The sequence below is a fragment of the Streptomyces sp. N35 genome (assembly GCF_016464295.1).
Taxonomy (GTDB): Bacteria; Actinomycetota; Actinomycetes; order Streptomycetales; family Streptomycetaceae; genus Streptomyces.
This window is the reverse complement of the sequence record NZ_JAEIMH010000085.1, coordinates 1-16,436: the sequence shown is the minus strand read 5'-3', so window position 1 is coordinate 16,436 and position 16,436 is coordinate 1. Positions and strand designations below refer to the sequence as shown.

Genomic DNA, 16,436 nt, shown 5'->3' with positions numbered 1-16,436 from the left:
CCGCAGCGCACCAGCGCTGCGGGCCCGTTGCCGTTCTGTGAGGAACTGACAGCTCAAGGCCCCTTACGCGCCGGGCCCGGGCGCTCTACTCTGATCACTCGATAGTTACTCGCAAGTTAAACAACGCACACCACAGTACGCACCAGCAGCCACTCAGTCGCATCAGTCGCACGCACTGTCGCGGGCCCGGAGGATGTCGTGAGCGACACACTGAACTTGATCGAGAACCGACCGCCGTCCGTGGCGAACCTCTTCCTTGAGCGCGTGGCCAAGACTCCCGACGGAGAGGCCTACCGCTACCCGGTGCCCCCCGCCTCGGGGCAGGGCCCGGACGAATGGAAGTCGCTGAGCTGGGGCCAGGCCGCCGAGCGCGTCTACGCCGTCGCGGCCGGCCTGATCGAACTCGGCGTGGGGCCCGAGCAGCGCGTCGCGCTCGCGGCCAACACCCGGGTCGAATGGATCCTCGCCGACCTCGGCATCCTCTGCGCCGGGGCCGCCACGACCACGGTCTACGCCTCGACCAACGCCGAGGAAGCCGCGTACATCCTGAGCGACTCCGACAGCCGAGTGCTGATCGCCGAGGACGCCGAGCAGCTGGCGAAGGTGCGCGAGCGGCGCGGTGAGCTGCCGGATCTGAAGCATGTCGTGGTGATGCAGACCGCCGACGCGCAGGCCGCCGAGGGCGATCCGGAGGGCTGGGTGCTCTCCCTCGAGGACCTCGAGGCCCGCGGAGCGGCGTATCTGGAGAAGAATCCCGAGGTTGTGAAGGAGCGCGTCGCGGCGCTCACGAAGGACCAGCTCGCGACGCTGATCTACACCTCGGGCACCACCGGCAAGCCCAAGGGCGTCCGCCTTCCGCACGACAACTGGTCGTACATGGCGAAGGCCATCGCGCAGACCGGGCTCGTCGGTCCCGACGATGTGCAGTACCTGTGGCTGCCGCTCGCGCACGTTTTCGGCAAGGTGCTGACCAGCGGCCAGATCGAGGTCGGTCATGTCACCGCCGTGGACGGGCGGGTCGACAAGATCATCGAAAATCTGCCCGTCGTGCAGCCGACCTATATGGCCGCCGTGCCGCGGATCTTCGAGAAGGTCTACAACGGGGTCGCGGCCAAGGCGCGGGCCGGCGGTGGCGCCAAGTACAAGATCTTCCAGTGGGCGGCGGGTGTCGCGCGCGAGTACGCCAAGGTCACGCAGGACAACTTCCGCCGTACGGGGAAGTCCTCCGCGCCCTTCGGGCTCAGCGCCAAGCACAAGGTCGCCGACGCGCTGGTGTACTCCAAGCTGCGTGAGGCGTTCGGCGGGCGGCTTCGGGCCTGTGTCTCCGGGTCGGCCGCGCTCGCGCCCGAGATCGGGTTCTTCTTCTCCGGTGCCGGGGTGCACATTCTGGAGGGCTACGGTCTGACGGAGTCGAGCGCCGCGTCCTTCGTCAACCCCGGTGAGGCGTACCGCACCGGCACGGTCGGCAAGCCGCTGCCCGGCACCGAGGTGCGGATCGCGGACGACGGCGAGATCCTGCTGCGCGGCCCGGGCATCATGCAGGGCTACCACGGGCTGCCCGAGAAGACCGCCGAAGTCCTGGAGTCGGACGGGTGGTTCCACACCGGGGACATCGGTGAGCTCTCGGCCGACGGGTATCTGCGGATCACCGACCGCAAGAAGGACCTCATCAAGACGTCCGGCGGCAAGTACATCGCGCCGTCCGAGGTCGAGGGACAGTTCAAGGCCGTCTGCCCGTACGTCTCGAACATCCTGGTCATCGGCGCCGACCGCAACTACTGCACCGCGCTGATCGCCCTCGACGAGGCGTCCATCGTCAACTGGGCCAAGGAGGAGGGGCTTTCCCCCACCTCGTACGAGGCCGTCCTGGCCGACCCGAAGACGACCGCGCTCATCGACGGTTACGTCAAGGAGCTCAACCAGGGGCTGCAGCGCTGGCAGACCATCAAGCAGTTCCGGATCCTGCCGCGTGATCTCGACGTCGAGCACGGCGAGCTGACGCCGAGCCTCAAGCTCAAGCGTCCTGTAGTGGAGCGGGAGTTCAAGGCGCTCGTCGACGACATGTACGCGGGATCGCGCGAGGCGTAAGGACCCAGAACCCCCTGCGGGACCGTGGGCGCGGGCGGAGCCGGATCACTGGCTCCGCCCGCGTCGCATGAGGGTCAGCACTTCTTCCATACGGGCCAGTTCGCCGCGTGCTTCCGCGAGTTCGGGTGAATCCGCGGCGGTCAGCCGGGAATCGAGCCGGGCGAGCAGCTCGGACAGCTCGGCGAACTGGGCCTGTTCGCGGGCGAGCGCCCGCTGCAGCTGCAGATTCTTGCGGTGCAGATCGAGGAAGACCGTCACCTTCGCCCGCAGCACCCATGGGTCGAAGGGCTTGGTGAGATAGTCCGCCGCGCCCGTCGCGTATCCCCTGAAGGCATAGCCCGTATCGGCGTCCGTGCCCGTGAGGAAGATGATCGGGATGTCCTTGGTCTGATCGAGGCGTTTGATGTTCGCGGCGGTCTCGAAGCCGTCCATGCCGGGCATCCGGACGTCGAGCAGGACCACGGCGAAGGGCTGCCGCAGCAGCGCCTTCATCGCTTCCTCGCCCGAACGCGCCCGGATCAGCGGTTCGTTGAGTGACCCCAGGACGGCTTCGAGCGCGGTCAGGTTGTCCTCCATGTCGTCGACAAGGAGGATGCTTGCCCGGTCGTCTGTCGAAACCTCAGTGCTCATGATGGTGATGCCTATTCAGTCTCAGGCGGGGCGACGCGCTCCTGCCCTGACCCGCTCGCCTGCCCCTGTTCGATTGCTGCCTGGCTGTGCTGCTTCGTCCCGGTGCCGTCAGCGCCGTCGGTGCCCTCTGGGTCCAGGAGAGAACACATCACCGACAGCAGTTTGTCCACGTCCACCGGTTTGGGAACATAGTCGTTCGCGCCGCCCGCGATGGCCTTTTCCCGGTCTCCGGGCATCGCCTTGGCGGTGAGCGCCACGATGGGCAGATCGGCCCAGCGCGGTGTGCGGCGGATGACCTCGATCGTCTCGTAGCCGTCCATCTCCGGCATCATGATGTCCATCAGGACCACCTCGACATCGGGGTTCCGGTCGAGGATCTCGATGCCCTCACGGCCGTTCTCCGCGTACAGGACCGGCATGCCGACCCGGCCGAGGACGTGGGTGAGGGCGAAGACATTGCGGATGTCGTCGTCCACGATGAGGACCCGGTGGCCCTGCAGGACCTGACCGGCCCGGCCGTTGCGCCATTCCTCCAGCTTGGTGGTGGCCGGCCAGTTGTCGTCCTGGTCGTGGACCGTCACCGGGTCCTCGGCCGACTGCTGTTCGGGCAGTTTCAGCGAACGAAGGCCGTGGGCCAGCTCGCCGTCCTCCAGCTGGGGGTCCGGCACCGGACCGTGTCCGGAGTGCGCTACGGGAACGTACAGCGTGAAGGTGGAGCCCTTGCCGGGCTCGCTCTCCGCGACGATCCGGCCGCCGAGCAGTCCGGCGATCTCGCGGCTGATGGACAGGCCGAGGCCGGTGCCGCCGTACTTGCGGTTGGTGGTGCCGTCGGCCTGCTGGAACGCCTCGAAGATCACGGGGAGTTTGTCGGCGGAGATCCCGATCCCCGTGTCGGTGACGGCGAAGGCGAGCAGTTCCTCGCCTTCCTTGAAGAAGGTCAGATTCTTGCTGTCGACATTGCCCACGCGGTTGACGCGCAGCTCGACGCGGCCGCTCCCGGTGAACTTCACCGCGTTGGAGAGCAGGTTGCGCAGGATCTGCTGGAGGCGCTGCTCGTCCGAGTAGATCTCGCGCGGTACGTCCTCGCCGACCGCGACCTCGAAGGCGAGACCCCGGTCGAGGGTGAGGGGACGGAACGTGGCGTGGACATAGTCGAGCAGCTTGATCAGCGGGAGCTTCTTGGGGCGTACGTCCATCCGGCCCGCCTCGATCTTCGACAGGTCGAGGATGTCGTTGATCAGCTGGAGCAGATCGGTGCCCGAGCGGTGGATGGTCGTGGCGAACTGGACCTCCTGGTCGTTGAGCCGGCCCTCTGGGTTGTCGGCGAGCAGACGGGCCAGGATGAGCAGGGAGTTCAGCGGGGTGCGCAGCTCGTGCGACATGTTCGCCAGGAACTCCGACTTGTACTGGGACGAGGTGGCGAGCAGGGCCGCCTTCTCCTCCAGCTCGGCGTTCGAGCGCTGCAGCTCGGCCTGCTGGCGCTGGAGTTCGTTCGACCGCTCCTGGAGCTGGAGCGCGAGGCGCTGGGATTCGCCGAGCAGGGATTCCGTACGGGAGTTGGCGATGATGGTGTTGATCGCGACGCCGATGGTGTTCACGAACTGGTCGAAGAACGCCAGGTGGACATCCGAGAAGCGGGAGAACGAGGCCAGCTCGATGACGCCGAGCAGCCGGTCCTCGAAGATGATCGGGATGATCACGACGCTGCTGGGTGCCGCGTCGCCGAGCCCCGAGTTGATCTTGATGTAGTCCGGCGGCGCCTCCTCGACGAGGATCCGCTTCTTCTCCAGGGCCGCCTGGCGCACGAGGCCGTGCACCGGCATTCCGCCGACTTCGATGACGGAGCCCTGGGCGGAGCCGTATCCGCCGATGAAGGCAAGTCCCTTGGACGGTGCGGGAGTACGCAGCCCCGTGCCCTCGGCTTCGGAGTCGGCCAGGAAGAACGCGCCGTACTGCGCGTTCACCAGCGGGGTCAGCTCGCGCAGGATCAGGTCGGCGACCTCCATCAGGTCGCGATGGCCCTGCATCAGGGCCGCGAGACGGGCCAGGTTGGACTCCAGCCAGTCCTTGGCGCGGGTGGTCTCGCGGAGGTTGGACACCATCAGGTTGATGTTGTCCTTGAGTTCGGCGACCTCGCCCTGGGTCTCGACGGTGATGGAGCGGGACATGTCGCCCTGGGCGACCGCGGAGGCCACGTCGGCGATCGCGCGGACCTGGGTGGTCAGGTTGAGCGCCAGCTCGTTCACGCTCGTGGTCAGGCGCTTCCACGTGCCGTACACGCCCTCGACCCGGGCCTGGCCGCCGAGTTGGCCCTCGGAGCCCACCTCCCGGGCCACTCGGGTGACCTCGGAGGAGAAGGACGACAGCGTGTCCACCATGGTGTTGATGGTGGTCTTCAGCTCCAGGATCTCGCCGCGCGCGTCCACGTCGATCTTCTTGGAGAGGTCGCCCTGGGCCACCGCGGTGGCGACCTGGGCGATGTTGCGGACCTGGGATGTCAGGTTGTCCGCCATGTAGTTGACGTTGTCCGTGAGGTCTTTCCAGACGCCCGATACGCCGAGCACCTGGGCGCGTCCGCCGAGCCGGCCGTCGGTGCCGACCTCGCGGGCGACGCGGGTGACCTCGTCGGCGAAGGCCCGCAGCTGCTGCACCATCGTGTTGACGGTGTCCTTGAGCTCCAGGATCTCGCCGCGCGCGTCGACGGTGATCTTCTTGGAGAGGTCGCCGTTGGCCACGGCGGTGGTGACCTGGGCGATGTTGCGGACCTGGGATGTCAGGTTGGTCGCCATGAAGTTGACGTTGTCGGTCAGCTCCTTCCACACGCCCGATACGCCGCGCACCTGGGCCTGGCCGCCGAGGTTGCCCTCGGTGCCGACCTCGCGGGCCACGCGGGTCACCTCGCCCGCGAAGGCGGAGAGCTGGTCGACCATGGTGTTGAAGGTGGTCTTGAGCTCCAGGATCTCGCCCTTGGCCTCGACCGTGATCTTCTTCGTCAGGTCGCCCTGCGCGACGGCCGTCGAGACCAGGGCGATGTTGCGGACCTGAGAGGTCAGGTTGTCCGCCATGAAGTTGACGTTCTCGGTGAGGTCCTTCCACACGCCCGATACGCCGCGGACCTGGGCGCGTCCGCCCAGCTTGCCCTCGGTGCCGACCTCGCGGGCCACGCGGGTGACTTCGTCGGCAAAGGCGGAGAGTTGGTCGACCATCGTGTTGACGGTGGACTTCAGCTCCAGGATCTCGCCCCGGGCGTCGACGGTGATCTTCTGGCTCAGATCCCCGTACGCCACCGCCGTCGTCACCTGGGCGATGTTCCGTACCTGTGAAGTGAGGTTGGACGCCATGAAGTTGACGTTGTCCGTGAGGTCCTTCCAGACCCCGCTCGCGCCGCGGACCTGGGCGCGGCCGCCCAGCTGGCCTTCCGTACCCACTTCGCGGGCCACGCGGGTGACCTCGTCGGCGAAGGCGGAGAGCTGGTCGACCATCGTGTTCACGGTGAGCTTCAGCTCGAGCAGCTCGCCGGTGGCCTCCACCGTGACCGTACGGGTCAGGTCACCGCTCGCCACCGCCGTGGTCACCGCGGCGATATCGCGGACCTGGGCGGTGAGCCGGGACGCCATCGTGTTGACGGCCTCGGTGACCTGGCGCCAACTGCCGGAGAGCCCCTGCACCTTGGCGCGTCCACCGAGGCGGCCCTCGGTGCCCACCTCGCGGGCGACCCGGGTCACCTCGCCCGTGAAGAGGGACAGCTGGTCGACCATCTTGTTGACGGCACGGCCCAGATGACGCAGGTCGCCGCGTAACTGCCGGCTGCCGTCGTGCAGATCGACGCGCTGGGTCAGATCGCCGCCGGCCACCGCGTCGAGCACACGGGTGGCGTTGGCGGCGGGGGCGACCAGGGCGTCCACGACGATGTTCGCGTCCGCGACCGTGGTGGACCAGGAGCCTTGGCCCGGTGAGGCCGCGACCCGTTCGTCGAGTCTTCCGTGGCGGACGATCTCCCTGCGCAATCTGGCCAGCTCGGAGGCCAGATGCTGGTTGCGGTCGGCGATCTGGTTGAAGACCGCGGCGAGTTCGGCCGAGACACCGGTCGAGCCCTCGGGCGCCCGCACCCGGAAGTCGCCATCGCGTAGCGACGTCATCGCGGCGAGGAGCGTCTGAAAGTCTTCTGCTCGGACTTGACCGTTTCCGAGCACGGAAACTGCGAGGTTGTCACTCATGGCGGCCCACTTCAGTAACTCGGCGCTTATGGGCGGAGCCAGTCTGTCACTCTGTCCCTGTCGCCGGAGAGGCATTTCCCTGAACTGCCCTGGAGCCGCACAGTGGGGTCCATTCCAATGCAGCGGGAGAACGTATTCCGCCCAGTCACCTCAGCCGCCCATGCCCCGCTGAGGACCGCGGATGGCGCCCATGCCAGCACCTCGCTGCCGGGCAACCCCCTGGCGCCGGCCGCCGCCCGCCGTTTCGTCCGCGCGGCCTTCGCCGACTGGACCGAGGCCGGTATCCCCGTGTCGGCCTGTCTGACCGAGCGGCTCGCCGACGACGCCGTCGTCCTCGTCAGCGAACTCGTCACCAACGCCGTCGTCCACGCGGGCACGCATGTCGAGGTCGTCTGCCGGATGGAGGCGGCCCTGGCCGCCGACGGAGACCTGGACGAGGGCGCGGCCGTGGTCATCGAGGTGTGCGACCACCACCCCGGCCGGGCCGTCCACGGAGAGACCGGCGGCCAGCCGCAGGGCGGCCTCGCCGAGTACGGCCGCGGGCTGCAACTCGTCGCCTGCCTCTCCGAGTCCTGGGGCATCACGTACCGCCCCGGCAACAAGACCGTCTGGGCGCGCCTGCCGGTGGACGGCGTGGACGCGGCCCAGCAGATCGAGGCGTACGCGGGGGAGCAGGCGCTGCAGCGCGGGCTGCGCGTCGCCGACATCCTCTCGCCGGGGCCCAAGAAGTCCCGCGAACAAGGCGATTGGGGCAATCGCGGGGCGCTCGCCTTCCTCGCCGAGGCCTCCGATCTGCTCGCAGGCCAGCTCGACGAGGAGATGGTGGCGGCCCTGGCCGGGCAGCTCCTCGTGCCCCGGCTCGCCGACTGGTGCGCGGTCTGGCTCAACGACGAGGCCGACCGGCACGGCCGCGGCACCGGGCCCACCGCGCCCCGGCTCGCCCGCGTCTGGCACCACAGCGAATCCCGGATCGAGGAACTGCGCCGCGTACTGGAGAAGGACCTCCCGGCCATCCCGGGCCCGCTGCACGGCGGCCCCGTCCCGGTGCCGTGGCCCTTCGAGGGCATCGGCGACACCTCCGGTACGGCGCTCGCGTACCGCCTGGTCGCCGGCGGCCGCGCGCTCGGCACGCTGCTGCTCGGGCGGACCGGGCTGATGCGCTTCCCCGACGAAGTCACCGGACTCCTCGAGGACTTCAGCCGCAGGGTGGCCCTTGCGATCGGCGCGGCCCGCCAGTACTCGCGCCAGGCCACCATCAGCCGTGTGCTGCAGCGCGGTCTGCTGCCCAGCTCGATGGCCGAAGTCCCGGGTGTGGAGAGCGCCCTGGTGTACGAGCCGCGGGACAACGGGCTCGCGGGCGGCGACTTCTACGACATCTTCCCGGCGGGCGACGGCCGCTGGTGCTTCGCCCTCGGCGATGTCTGCGGCAACGGTCCGGAGGCCGCCGTCGTCACCGGGCTCGCCCGCCCCTGGCTGCGGCTGCTCGCCCGCGAGGGCTACCAGGTCTCCGACGTACTCGACCGCCTCAACCGGCTGCTGCTCGACGACGCGATGGAGGCGGCGGACTCGGCGGCGCGTGCGGTCGCGGCGGCGGGTATGGGCGACCTGGGCGGTGAGGGCTCTCCCACGCGCTTCCTGTCCCTTCTGTACGGGGAGCTCGAACCCTCTCCTGAAGGGGTCCGCTGCACCCTCGCGTGCGCCGGCCACCCGCTGCCGCTGCTGCTCAGCCCGGACGGTGAGGTACGGCCGGCCGCCGGGCCGCAGGTGCTCCTCGGGGTGCTCGACGAGCCGGAGTACACGAGCGAGTCCTTCGTCCTCGGCTCGGGCGAGACGCTCCTGTGCGTGACGGACGGGGTCACGGAGCGGCGCTCGGGGCTGCGGATGCTGGACGACGGGGACGGTCTGGCCAACGCGCTCGCCGGGTGCGGCGGGCTGTCGGCGGCGATGGTGGCGGAGCGGATCCGGCGCCTGGTGCATGACTTCGCGCAGACGCCGGTGGATGACGATCTGGCGGTGTTGGTGCTGCAGGCTCGGTGAGGTGCGGCTCGGCTCGACTCGGTCAGGGCTGGGTGGTCTCGGCGGGCTCGTGGGGCCGTGGGCTTTCGGCGTCCGGGACAATAGGGGTATGCCTTCTGCTCTTCCCGACGGGGAACCCGTGCCCGACGACGGGGCACTGCCCGCCTCCGCGCTCGCCGGGAGCGCCGCGCGGCCCCTCGGGTTCTACGTCCACGTGCCGTACTGCGCCACCCGCTGCGGCTACTGCGACTTCAACACGTACACCGCCGGTGAGCTGCGCGGATCCGGTGGCGTGCTCGCCTCGCGCGACAACTACGCCGACACCCTGATCGACGAGATCCGGCTCGCGCGCAAGGTGCTCGGGGACGACCCGCGGGCCGTCGAGACCGTCTTCGTCGGAGGCGGTACGCCGACGCTGCTTCCCGCCGCCGATCTCGTACGGATCCTCGGCGCGATCCGCGAGGAGTTCGGGCTCGCGGACGGGGCGGAGGTCACCACCGAGGCCAATCCGGACTCGGTCGACCCCGCGTATCTGGCCGCGCTGCGGGCCGGCGGCTACAACCGGGTCTCCTTCGGCATGCAGAGCGCCAGGCAGCACGTGCTGCAGATCCTCGACCGTACGCATACGCCCGGTCGTCCCGAGGCGTGTGTCGCCGAGGCGCGGGCCGAGGGCTTCGAGCACGTCAACCTCGACCTGATCTACGGCACGCCGGGGGAGAGCGACGACGACTGGCGCGCGTCCCTGGACGCCGTGCTCGGTGCGGGTCCTGACCACGTCTCCGCGTGCGCCCTGACCGTGGAGGAGGGCACCCTGCGGGCCCGGCGGATCCGCCGGGGCGAGATCCCGATGACGGACGACGACGTCCACGCGGACCGCTATCTGATGGCGGACTCCGTGCTCTCGTCGGCGGGCTTCCACTGGTACGAGGTCTCCAACTGGGCCACGTCCCAGGCGGCGCGCTGTCTGCACAACGAGCTGTACTGGCGGGGCGCGGACTGGTGGGGCGCGGGGCCCGGCGCCCACTCCCACGTGGGCGGGGTGCGCTGGTGGAACGTGAAGCACCCCGGTGCGTATGCGTCCCGGCTCGCGGCCGGCTCATCGCCCGGGGCCGGGCGTGAGCTGCTCTCGGAGGAGGACCGGCGAGTCGAGCGGGTGCTGCTCGAGCTCCGCCTGGCGGACGGCTGCCCGCTGTCGCTCCTGCGCCCTGCCGGCCTCGCGGCCGCGGCTCGCGCCCTCACGGACGGCTTGCTGCAGCCCGAGCCTTACGCGCAGGGGCGGGCCGTACTGACCCTGCGGGGACGGTTGCTGGCGGACGCGGTGGTCCGCGATCTGGTGGACTGAGGCGGGCTCTTCGGGCGCGGGGAGGGCTGTCTTCCCGGGCTTCGTCCAGACCCTCGTGGGGGCTTGCCCGGACCCTCGCGGGGGCTTCGCCCAGACCCTCGTGGGGGCTTGCCCGGACCCTCGCGGGGGCTTCGCCCAGACCCTCGTAGGGGCTTCGCCCGGACTCTCAAGGGGGCTTCGCCCCCTGCACCTCGCTGGCGTCTCAGCTTTCCGGGGACGTGACGAAGTCGATCAGTTCCTCGACTCGGCCCAGGAGTTCCGGCTCCAGGTCCTTGTAGGACGTCACCTTCGACAGGATGTGCTGCCAGGCCGCGCCCGTGTTGTCCGGCCAGCCGAGCGCGCGGCAGACCCCAGTCTTCCAGTCCTCGCCGTGCGGGATACGGGGCCATGCCGCGATGCCCACCGAGGACGGCTTCACCGCCTCCCAGACGTCGATGTACGGGTGGCCCGCCACCAGGACGTGCGAGCCCGTGACCGAGGCCGCGATGCGGGACTCCTTCGAGCCGGGGACCAAGTGGTCGACCAGGATGCCCAGGCGGGCGTCGGGGCCGGGAGCGAAGTCCGCGACGATGGCGGGGAGGTCGTCGATGCCCGAGAGGTACTCGACGACGACGCCCTCGATGCGCAGGTCGTCGCCCCAGACCCGCTCGACCAGTTCCGCGTCGTGCCGGCCCTCGACATAGATGCGGCCGGCCCTCGCCACCCGGGCGCGGGCCGTCGGTACCGCGACCGAACCCGATGCGGTGCGATCCCGGCGTACCGGAGCAGGGGCGGCCGGGCGGGTCAGGGTCACCACCTTGCCGTCGAGCAGGAAGCCGCGCGGCTCCAGCGGGAACACCCGGTGCTTGCCGAAGCGGTCCTCCAGCGTGACCGTGTTCGCCTCGCAGCGGATGACCGCTCCGCAGAAGCCCGTCGACACCTCCTCGACGACAAGGTCCGTCGTCGCCTCCACGGCCGGGACCGGCTTCGGCTTCTTCCACGGCGGGGTGAGGTCGGGGCTGTAGCTGCGCATTCGGCCGACGATAGGAAAAGGGTGGGCCGGTTGGGCTATGACACGCCGTGCAGTGCGGCAAGGGCGTCGCGCTGTGCGCGGACAAAGGCCGCATCGACCACCGAACCGTGACCGGGGACATAGCGCGCGTCCGGTCCGCCCAGTGTGAGCAGGCGGTCGAGCGCGAGGGGCCAGCGGGACGAGGTGGCGTCCGGGCCCGCCTGCGGTTCGCCCGACTCCTCGATCAGGTCGCCCGCCAGCAGGATCCCCGCGTCCGGGATCCAGGCCGCCACGTCGTACGGGGAGTGGGCGGGGCCCACGAGGCAGAGGCGCACCTCGCGGCCGCCGCCCAGGTCGACCGTCCACTCACGGGTGATCAGGTGGTGCGGGCGGATGACCACGTCCGTGGACGAGGACGCCTCGGATTCGGACAGGCCCTGGCGTACGGCGTCGAGGCGGAGTTCCTCGCGGCCGTCCTCGGCCAGGGCCTTCTCCATGCCGGCGGCGGCATAGATCCGCGCGCCGGCGAACGCCCCCGTACCGAGGACATGGTCGAAGTGCGGGTGGCTGAGGACGATATGGGTCACACGCCGGCCGCCGAGCAACGCCTGGACCTGTGTGCGGATCTCGGCCCCCTCGCGCAGCGACGAACCGGTGTCGAAGAGCAGCGCGCCGGACGGTCCGGCGACGAGTGCCACGGTCGCGTCCCACACGGGGAGCCGCCTGCGGCCGATGCCGTCGCCAAGCTCTTCCCAGCCGAACTCTTCCCAACTGAAGGTCATACCGTGACGCTAACCGCATCAGAGCCACTAGGGCGGTTCGGCAACGCAGCGAGCGTGCGTGCCGGGCACCGTCCCGCAGGCGAGGGTTCGTTCGCAGGCTCTTAGGGTGGTCGGCCTTGCTAGGGCGCTACCCGACGGCCGTACACTGACCAGAAGCTTTGCTGGCACTCGTACGCCATGAGTGCCAGACGGCCGGTTCGGGAACGACAGCTGGAGGTGCGCGGATGCTCAGTGAACGCAGGCTCGAGGTGCTGCGCGCCATCGTCCAGGACTATGTCGGCACCGAGGAGCCGGTCGGCTCCAAGGCGCTCACCGAGCGGCACAAGCTCGGGGTCTCGCCCGCGACCGTACGCAATGACATGGCCGCGCTCGAGGACGAGGGGTTCATCGCCCAGCCTCATACGAGCGCCGGGCGGATCCCGACCGACAAGGGCTACCGGCTCTTCGTCGACAAGCTGGCCGGCGTCAAACCGCTGTCGGCTCCGGAGCGGCGGGCCATCCAGAACTTCCTGGACGGTGCCGTCGACCTCGACGACGTCGTCGGACGTACCGTGCGGCTGCTCGCGCAGCTCACCCGGCAGGTCGCCGTCGTGCAGTACCCGTCCCTGACCCGGTCCACGGTGCGGCATGTGGAACTGCTCTCGCTCGCTCCCGCGCGGCTGATGCTCGTGGTGATCACGGACACGGGGCGGGTCGAGCAGCGGCACGTCGACTGCCCGGCGCCGTTCGGCGAGACCTCGCTCGCGGACCTCAGAGCACGGCTCAACAGCAGAGTGGCGGGACGCCGGTTCTCCGACGTGCCGCAGCTCGTCCAGGATCTGCCCGAGTCCTTCGACCGGGACGATCAGGGGACGGTGGCGACCGTGCTCGCCACGCTCCTCGAAACACTTGTCGAGGAGTCCGAAGAGCGGTTGATGATCGGCGGCACCGCCAATCTGACGCGCTTCGGGCATGATTTCCCGCTCGTGATCCGGCCGGTGCTCGAAGCGCTCGAGGAGCAGGTCGTGCTCCTCAAGCTGCTCGGCGAGGCCAAGGACCCGGGCATGACCGTACGTATCGGGCATGAGAACGTCCACGAGGGGCTCAACTCCACGTCGGTCGTCTCGGTCGGCTACGGTTCGGGCGGCGAAGCAGTCGCCAAGCTCGGCGTGGTCGGACCGACCCGCATGGATTACCCCGGAACGATGGGAGCAGTACGCGCAGTGGCACGTTACGTCGGACAGATCCTGGCGGAGTCGTAAGTGGCCACGGACTATTACGCCGTACTCGGCGTGCGCCGCGACGCTTCCCAGGACGAGATCAAGAAGGCCTTCCGCAGGCTCGCTCGCGAGCTGCACCCGGATGTGAATCCGGACCCGAAGACCCAGGAGCGGTTCAAGGAGATCAACGCCGCCTACGAGGTGCTCTCCGACCCGCAGAAGAAGCAGGTCTACGACCTCGGCGGAGACCCCTTGTCGGCCTCCGGCGGCGGTGGCGCGGGCGGCTTCGGACAGGGCGGGTTCGGGAACTTCTCGGACATCATGGACGCGTTCTTCGGTACGGCGTCCCAGCGCGGGCCCCGTTCCCGTACGCGCCGTGGCCAGGACGCCATGATCCGGCTCGAGGTCGAGCTGGACGAGGCCGCGTTCGGGACCACGAAGGACATTCAGGTCGATACGGCCATTGTCTGTACGACGTGTTCCGGCGAGGGAGCCGCCCCCGGCACCTCCGCGCAGACCTGTGACATGTGCCGCGGTCGCGGTGAGGTCTCGCAGGTCACGCGGTCCTTCCTCGGTCAGGTCATGACCTCGCGGCCGTGCCCGCAGTGCCAGGGCTTCGGGACCGTGGTGCCGACCCCGTGTCCGGAGTGCGCCGGTGACGGCCGCGTACGGTCGCGGCGCACCCTGACCGTGAAGATCCCGGCCGGTGTCGACAACGGCACGCGGATCCAGCTGGCCGGCGAGGGCGAGGTGGGTCCCGGTGGCGGTCCCGCCGGTGACCTCTACGTCGAGATCCACGAGCTGCCGCACCCGGTGTTCCAGCGGCGCGGTGACGATCTGCACTGCACGGTGACCATTCCGATGACGGCGGCCGCGCTCGGCACGAAGGTGCCGCTGGAGACGCTGGACGGAATGGAAGAGGTCGACATCCGGCCCGGCACCCAGTCCGGACAGTCGATTCCGCTGCACGCCCGTGGTGTGACGCATCTGCGCGGCGGCGGTCGCGGTGACCTCATCGTGCATGTCGAGGTCATGACGCCGTCGAAGCTCGACCCCGAGCAGGAGCGGCTCCTTCGGGAGCTGGCGGTGCTGCGCGGTGAGGAGCGGCCCACCGGGCAGTTTCAGCCGGGGCAGCAGGGCCTGTTCTCGCGGCTGAAGGACGCCTTCAACGGGCGCTGATTTCCGTACGTACGAAGAGCTCGGTTCCTCCCCCGGGAGGGGCCGAGTTCTTCGTATGCGGGACGGGGGACGGCTCGATTTAGCCGGGACCGGCGGACGTGGCACGATGCCGTCATGTCCACCGCACTGACCGATCTCTGCCCTCATCCGATCGTGCAGGCCCCCATGGCGGGTGGCGCCTCCTGCCCTTCGCTGGCCGCTGCCGTGTCCGAGGCCGGCGGGCTCGGTTTCCTCGCCGCCGGGTACAAGACCGCCGACGGGATGTACCAGGAGATCAAGCAGCTGCGCGGGCTGACCGGGCAGCCCTTCGGCGTGAATCTGTTCATGCCGCAGCCCGAGCTCGGCGACAAGGCCGCGGTCCTGGTGTACTCCGCGCAGCTCGCCGGTGAGGCCGCCTGGTACGAGACCCCGCTGGGCGACCCGGACTCCAATCTGGACGACGGCTTCGACGCCAAGCTGGCGATCCTGCTCGACGATCCGGTGCCGCTCGTCTCCTTCACCTTCGGCTGCCCCAGCCGTGATGTGCTCGACGCGCTGGCCCGCGTCGGTACGTACAGCGTCGTCACCGTCACCTCGCCCGAGGAGGCGCAGGCCGCTCAGTGGGCGGGCGCCGACGCGGTGTGCGTGCAGGGCATCGAGGCCGGCGGGCACCAGGGGACGCATCGCGACAATCCGGAGACGGACGGTGCGGGGATCGGGCTGCTTTCCCTGATCACGCAGGTACGCGAGACCGTGCAGCTGCCGATCGTCGCCGCGGGCGGTCTGATGCGCGGCGGGCAGATCGCGGCGGTGCTCGCGGCCGGGGCGGACATGGCGCAGTTGGGCACGGCGTTCCTGGTGTGCCCGGAGTCCGGCGCCAATGTGCTGCACAAGCAGGCCATGACCAACCCCTTGTTCGTACGCACCGAACTGACCCGCGCTTTCTCCGGCCGGCCGGCCCGTGGCCTGGTCAACCGGTTCCTGCGCGAGCACGGGCCCTACGCGCCGGCCGCGTATCCGCAGGTGCACCACCTCACGAGCGGGCTGCGCAAGGCCGCCGCGAAGGCCGGGGACGCGCAGGGCATGGCGCTGTGGGCCGGTCAAGGGCACCGGATGGCAAGGGAGTTGCCCGCGGGTCAGCTGGTCGAGGTGCTCGCCGCCGAGTGCCGGTCCGCGGCCGCCTCGCTCGGTGCGCGGGGTGCGGCGTGACCGCCCCGGTGTTCGTGGTCGAGTCCCTCGAAGGGGCCGGGCCCGGTGTCGTCCTCACCCTGGACGGGCCCGAGGGCCGGCATGCCGTATCCGTGCGCAGGCTGCAGGCCGGTGAGGAGATCGTGCTCACCGACGGGCAGGGGCGGGCGGCGGCCGGGACCGTGCTGCGTACGGAGGGCAAGGACACGCTGCTCGTCGAGGCGTCCGAGTTTCCGGTGGAGCCCGAGCCGAGTCCGCGGATCACCGTCGTACAGGCGCTGCCGAAGGGCGACCGCGGTGAGCTCGCCGTCGAGATCATGACCGAGACGGGGGTCGACGGGATCGTGCCGTGGGCCGCGTCGCGCTGCATCACGCAGTGGAAGGGTGAGCGGGGGGCCAAGGCGCTGAACAAGTGGCGGGCGACGGCGCGGGAGGCGGGGAAGCAGTCGCGGCGGTTGCGGTTCCCTGTGGTGGGTGAGCTCGCTTCCACCAAGCAGGTGGCCGCGCTGGTGGCTTCGGCCGACTTCGCCGCCGTGCTGCACGAGGAAGGCAGTGAGCCGCTCGCCTCGGCTTCGCTGCCCTCGGCCGGGTCGATCGTCCTGGTCGTCGGGCCCGAAGGGGGCGTGTCCCCGCAGGAGTTGGAGGCCTTCGCCGCCGCGGGTGCGAAGCCGTACCGGCTCGGGCCGAGCGTGCTGCGGACGTCCACGGCGGGGACGGCGGCGGCGGCGCTTCTGCTGGGGCGTACGGGGCGCTGGGGGTAGGTCGGGTGCGGGTGGGTGGCGCCTGCGGCGGGCCTTTCTCCCCGCCCCGCCCCTTCCCGAAACC

11 protein-coding genes are annotated in these 16,436 nt (G+C 69.9%); 7 read left to right on the top strand and 4 right to left on the bottom strand.

Annotated features, from left to right (window positions below; translation table 11 throughout):
* Positions 1-198 precede the first annotated feature (198 nt).
* Positions 199-2,088, top strand: a complete 1,890-nt coding sequence (locus JAO81_RS33720; protein WP_199551785.1) for a long-chain fatty acid--CoA ligase — start codon at positions 199-201, stop codon at positions 2,086-2,088.
* A gap of 45 nt (positions 2,089-2,133) precedes the next feature.
* On the opposite strand, the gene JAO81_RS33715 is transcribed toward JAO81_RS33720, so the two are convergent.
* Positions 2,134-2,718 carry a two-component system response regulator gene (locus JAO81_RS33715; protein WP_199551784.1) on the bottom strand — a complete coding sequence of 195 codons (585 nt, stop codon included), beginning with the start codon at positions 2,716-2,718 and terminating at the stop codon, positions 2,134-2,136.
* 11 nt (positions 2,719-2,729) lie between these two features.
* A complete protein-coding gene (locus JAO81_RS33710) occupies positions 2,730-6,857 on the bottom strand; it encodes a HAMP domain-containing protein (RefSeq protein WP_233416303.1) in 4,128 nt (1,375 codons plus the stop codon).
* A 195-nt stretch (positions 6,858-7,052) separates the two neighbouring features.
* On the opposite strand from JAO81_RS33710, the gene JAO81_RS33705 reads away from it, so the two are divergent.
* Together JAO81_RS33705 and hemW are read left to right on the top strand one after the other, a co-directional pair.
* Positions 7,053-8,972: a SpoIIE family protein phosphatase gene (locus tag JAO81_RS33705; protein ID WP_199551782.1), complete on the top strand. Its 1,920-nt coding sequence runs from the start codon at positions 7,053-7,055 to the stop codon at positions 8,970-8,972.
* An 88-nt stretch (positions 8,973-9,060) separates the two neighbouring features.
* Positions 9,061-10,293 carry a radical SAM family heme chaperone HemW gene (gene hemW, locus JAO81_RS33700; RefSeq protein ID WP_199551781.1) on the top strand — a complete coding sequence of 411 codons (1,233 nt, stop codon included), beginning with the start codon at positions 9,061-9,063 and terminating at the stop codon, positions 10,291-10,293.
* A gap of 202 nt (positions 10,294-10,495) precedes the next feature.
* On the opposite strand, the gene JAO81_RS33695 is transcribed toward hemW, so the two are convergent.
* Positions 10,496-11,305 (bottom strand): DUF3097 domain-containing protein, encoded by an 810-nt coding sequence (locus JAO81_RS33695; protein ID WP_199551780.1) that lies wholly within the window; start codon positions 11,303-11,305, stop codon positions 10,496-10,498.
* A gap of 35 nt (positions 11,306-11,340) precedes the next feature.
* Positions 11,341-12,066, bottom strand: coding sequence for an MBL fold metallo-hydrolase (locus tag JAO81_RS33690; protein WP_199551779.1), 726 nt, complete (start codon positions 12,064-12,066; stop codon positions 11,341-11,343).
* A gap of 224 nt (positions 12,067-12,290) precedes the next feature.
* Between JAO81_RS33690 and hrcA the strand changes: the two genes are divergently transcribed.
* The 4 genes from hrcA (at position 12,291) to JAO81_RS33670 (ending at position 16,372) form a co-directional block, all read left to right on the top strand.
* Positions 12,291-13,307: a heat-inducible transcriptional repressor HrcA gene (gene hrcA, locus JAO81_RS33685; RefSeq protein ID WP_199551778.1), complete on the top strand. Its 1,017-nt coding sequence runs from the start codon at positions 12,291-12,293 to the stop codon at positions 13,305-13,307.
* On the top strand, positions 13,308-14,444 hold the full coding sequence (gene dnaJ / locus JAO81_RS33680) for a molecular chaperone DnaJ (RefSeq protein WP_199551777.1): 1,137 nt from the start codon (positions 13,308-13,310) through the stop codon (positions 14,442-14,444).
* A gap of 114 nt (positions 14,445-14,558) precedes the next feature.
* Complete coding sequence (locus JAO81_RS33675) at positions 14,559-15,632, top strand: nitronate monooxygenase (RefSeq protein WP_199551776.1); 1,074 nt, start codon at positions 14,559-14,561, stop codon at positions 15,630-15,632.
* Positions 15,629-16,372 carry a 16S rRNA (uracil(1498)-N(3))-methyltransferase gene (locus JAO81_RS33670; RefSeq protein ID WP_199551775.1) on the top strand — a complete coding sequence of 248 codons (744 nt, stop codon included), beginning with the start codon at positions 15,629-15,631 and terminating at the stop codon, positions 16,370-16,372. Before JAO81_RS33675 ends, JAO81_RS33670 begins: the two co-directional genes overlap by 4 nt.
* Positions 16,373-16,436: the final 64 nt, after the last annotated feature.

Bases quoted from the DNA above. Each gene is read 5' to 3' on its own strand.
- hrcA (WP_199551778.1), top strand. From the start codon at position 12,291: ATGCTCAGTGAACGCAGGCTCGAGGTGCTGCGCGCCATCGTCCAGGAC.
- JAO81_RS33715 (WP_199551784.1), bottom strand. From the start codon at position 2,718: ATGAGCACTGAGGTTTCGACAGACGACCGGGCAAGCATCCTCCTTGTC.
- JAO81_RS33710 (WP_233416303.1), bottom strand. From the start codon at position 6,857: ATGACGTCGCTACGCGATGGCGACTTCCGGGTGCGGGCGCCCGAGGGC.
- hemW (WP_199551781.1), top strand. From the start codon at position 9,061: ATGCCTTCTGCTCTTCCCGACGGGGAACCCGTGCCCGACGACGGGGCA.
- JAO81_RS33695 (WP_199551780.1), bottom strand. From the start codon at position 11,305: ATGCGCAGCTACAGCCCCGACCTCACCCCGCCGTGGAAGAAGCCGAAG.
- JAO81_RS33705 (WP_199551782.1), top strand. From the start codon at position 7,053: ATGCAGCGGGAGAACGTATTCCGCCCAGTCACCTCAGCCGCCCATGCC.
- JAO81_RS33690 (WP_199551779.1), bottom strand. From the start codon at position 12,066: ATGACCTTCAGTTGGGAAGAGTTCGGCTGGGAAGAGCTTGGCGACGGC.
- JAO81_RS33675 (WP_199551776.1), top strand. From the start codon at position 14,559: ATGTCCACCGCACTGACCGATCTCTGCCCTCATCCGATCGTGCAGGCC.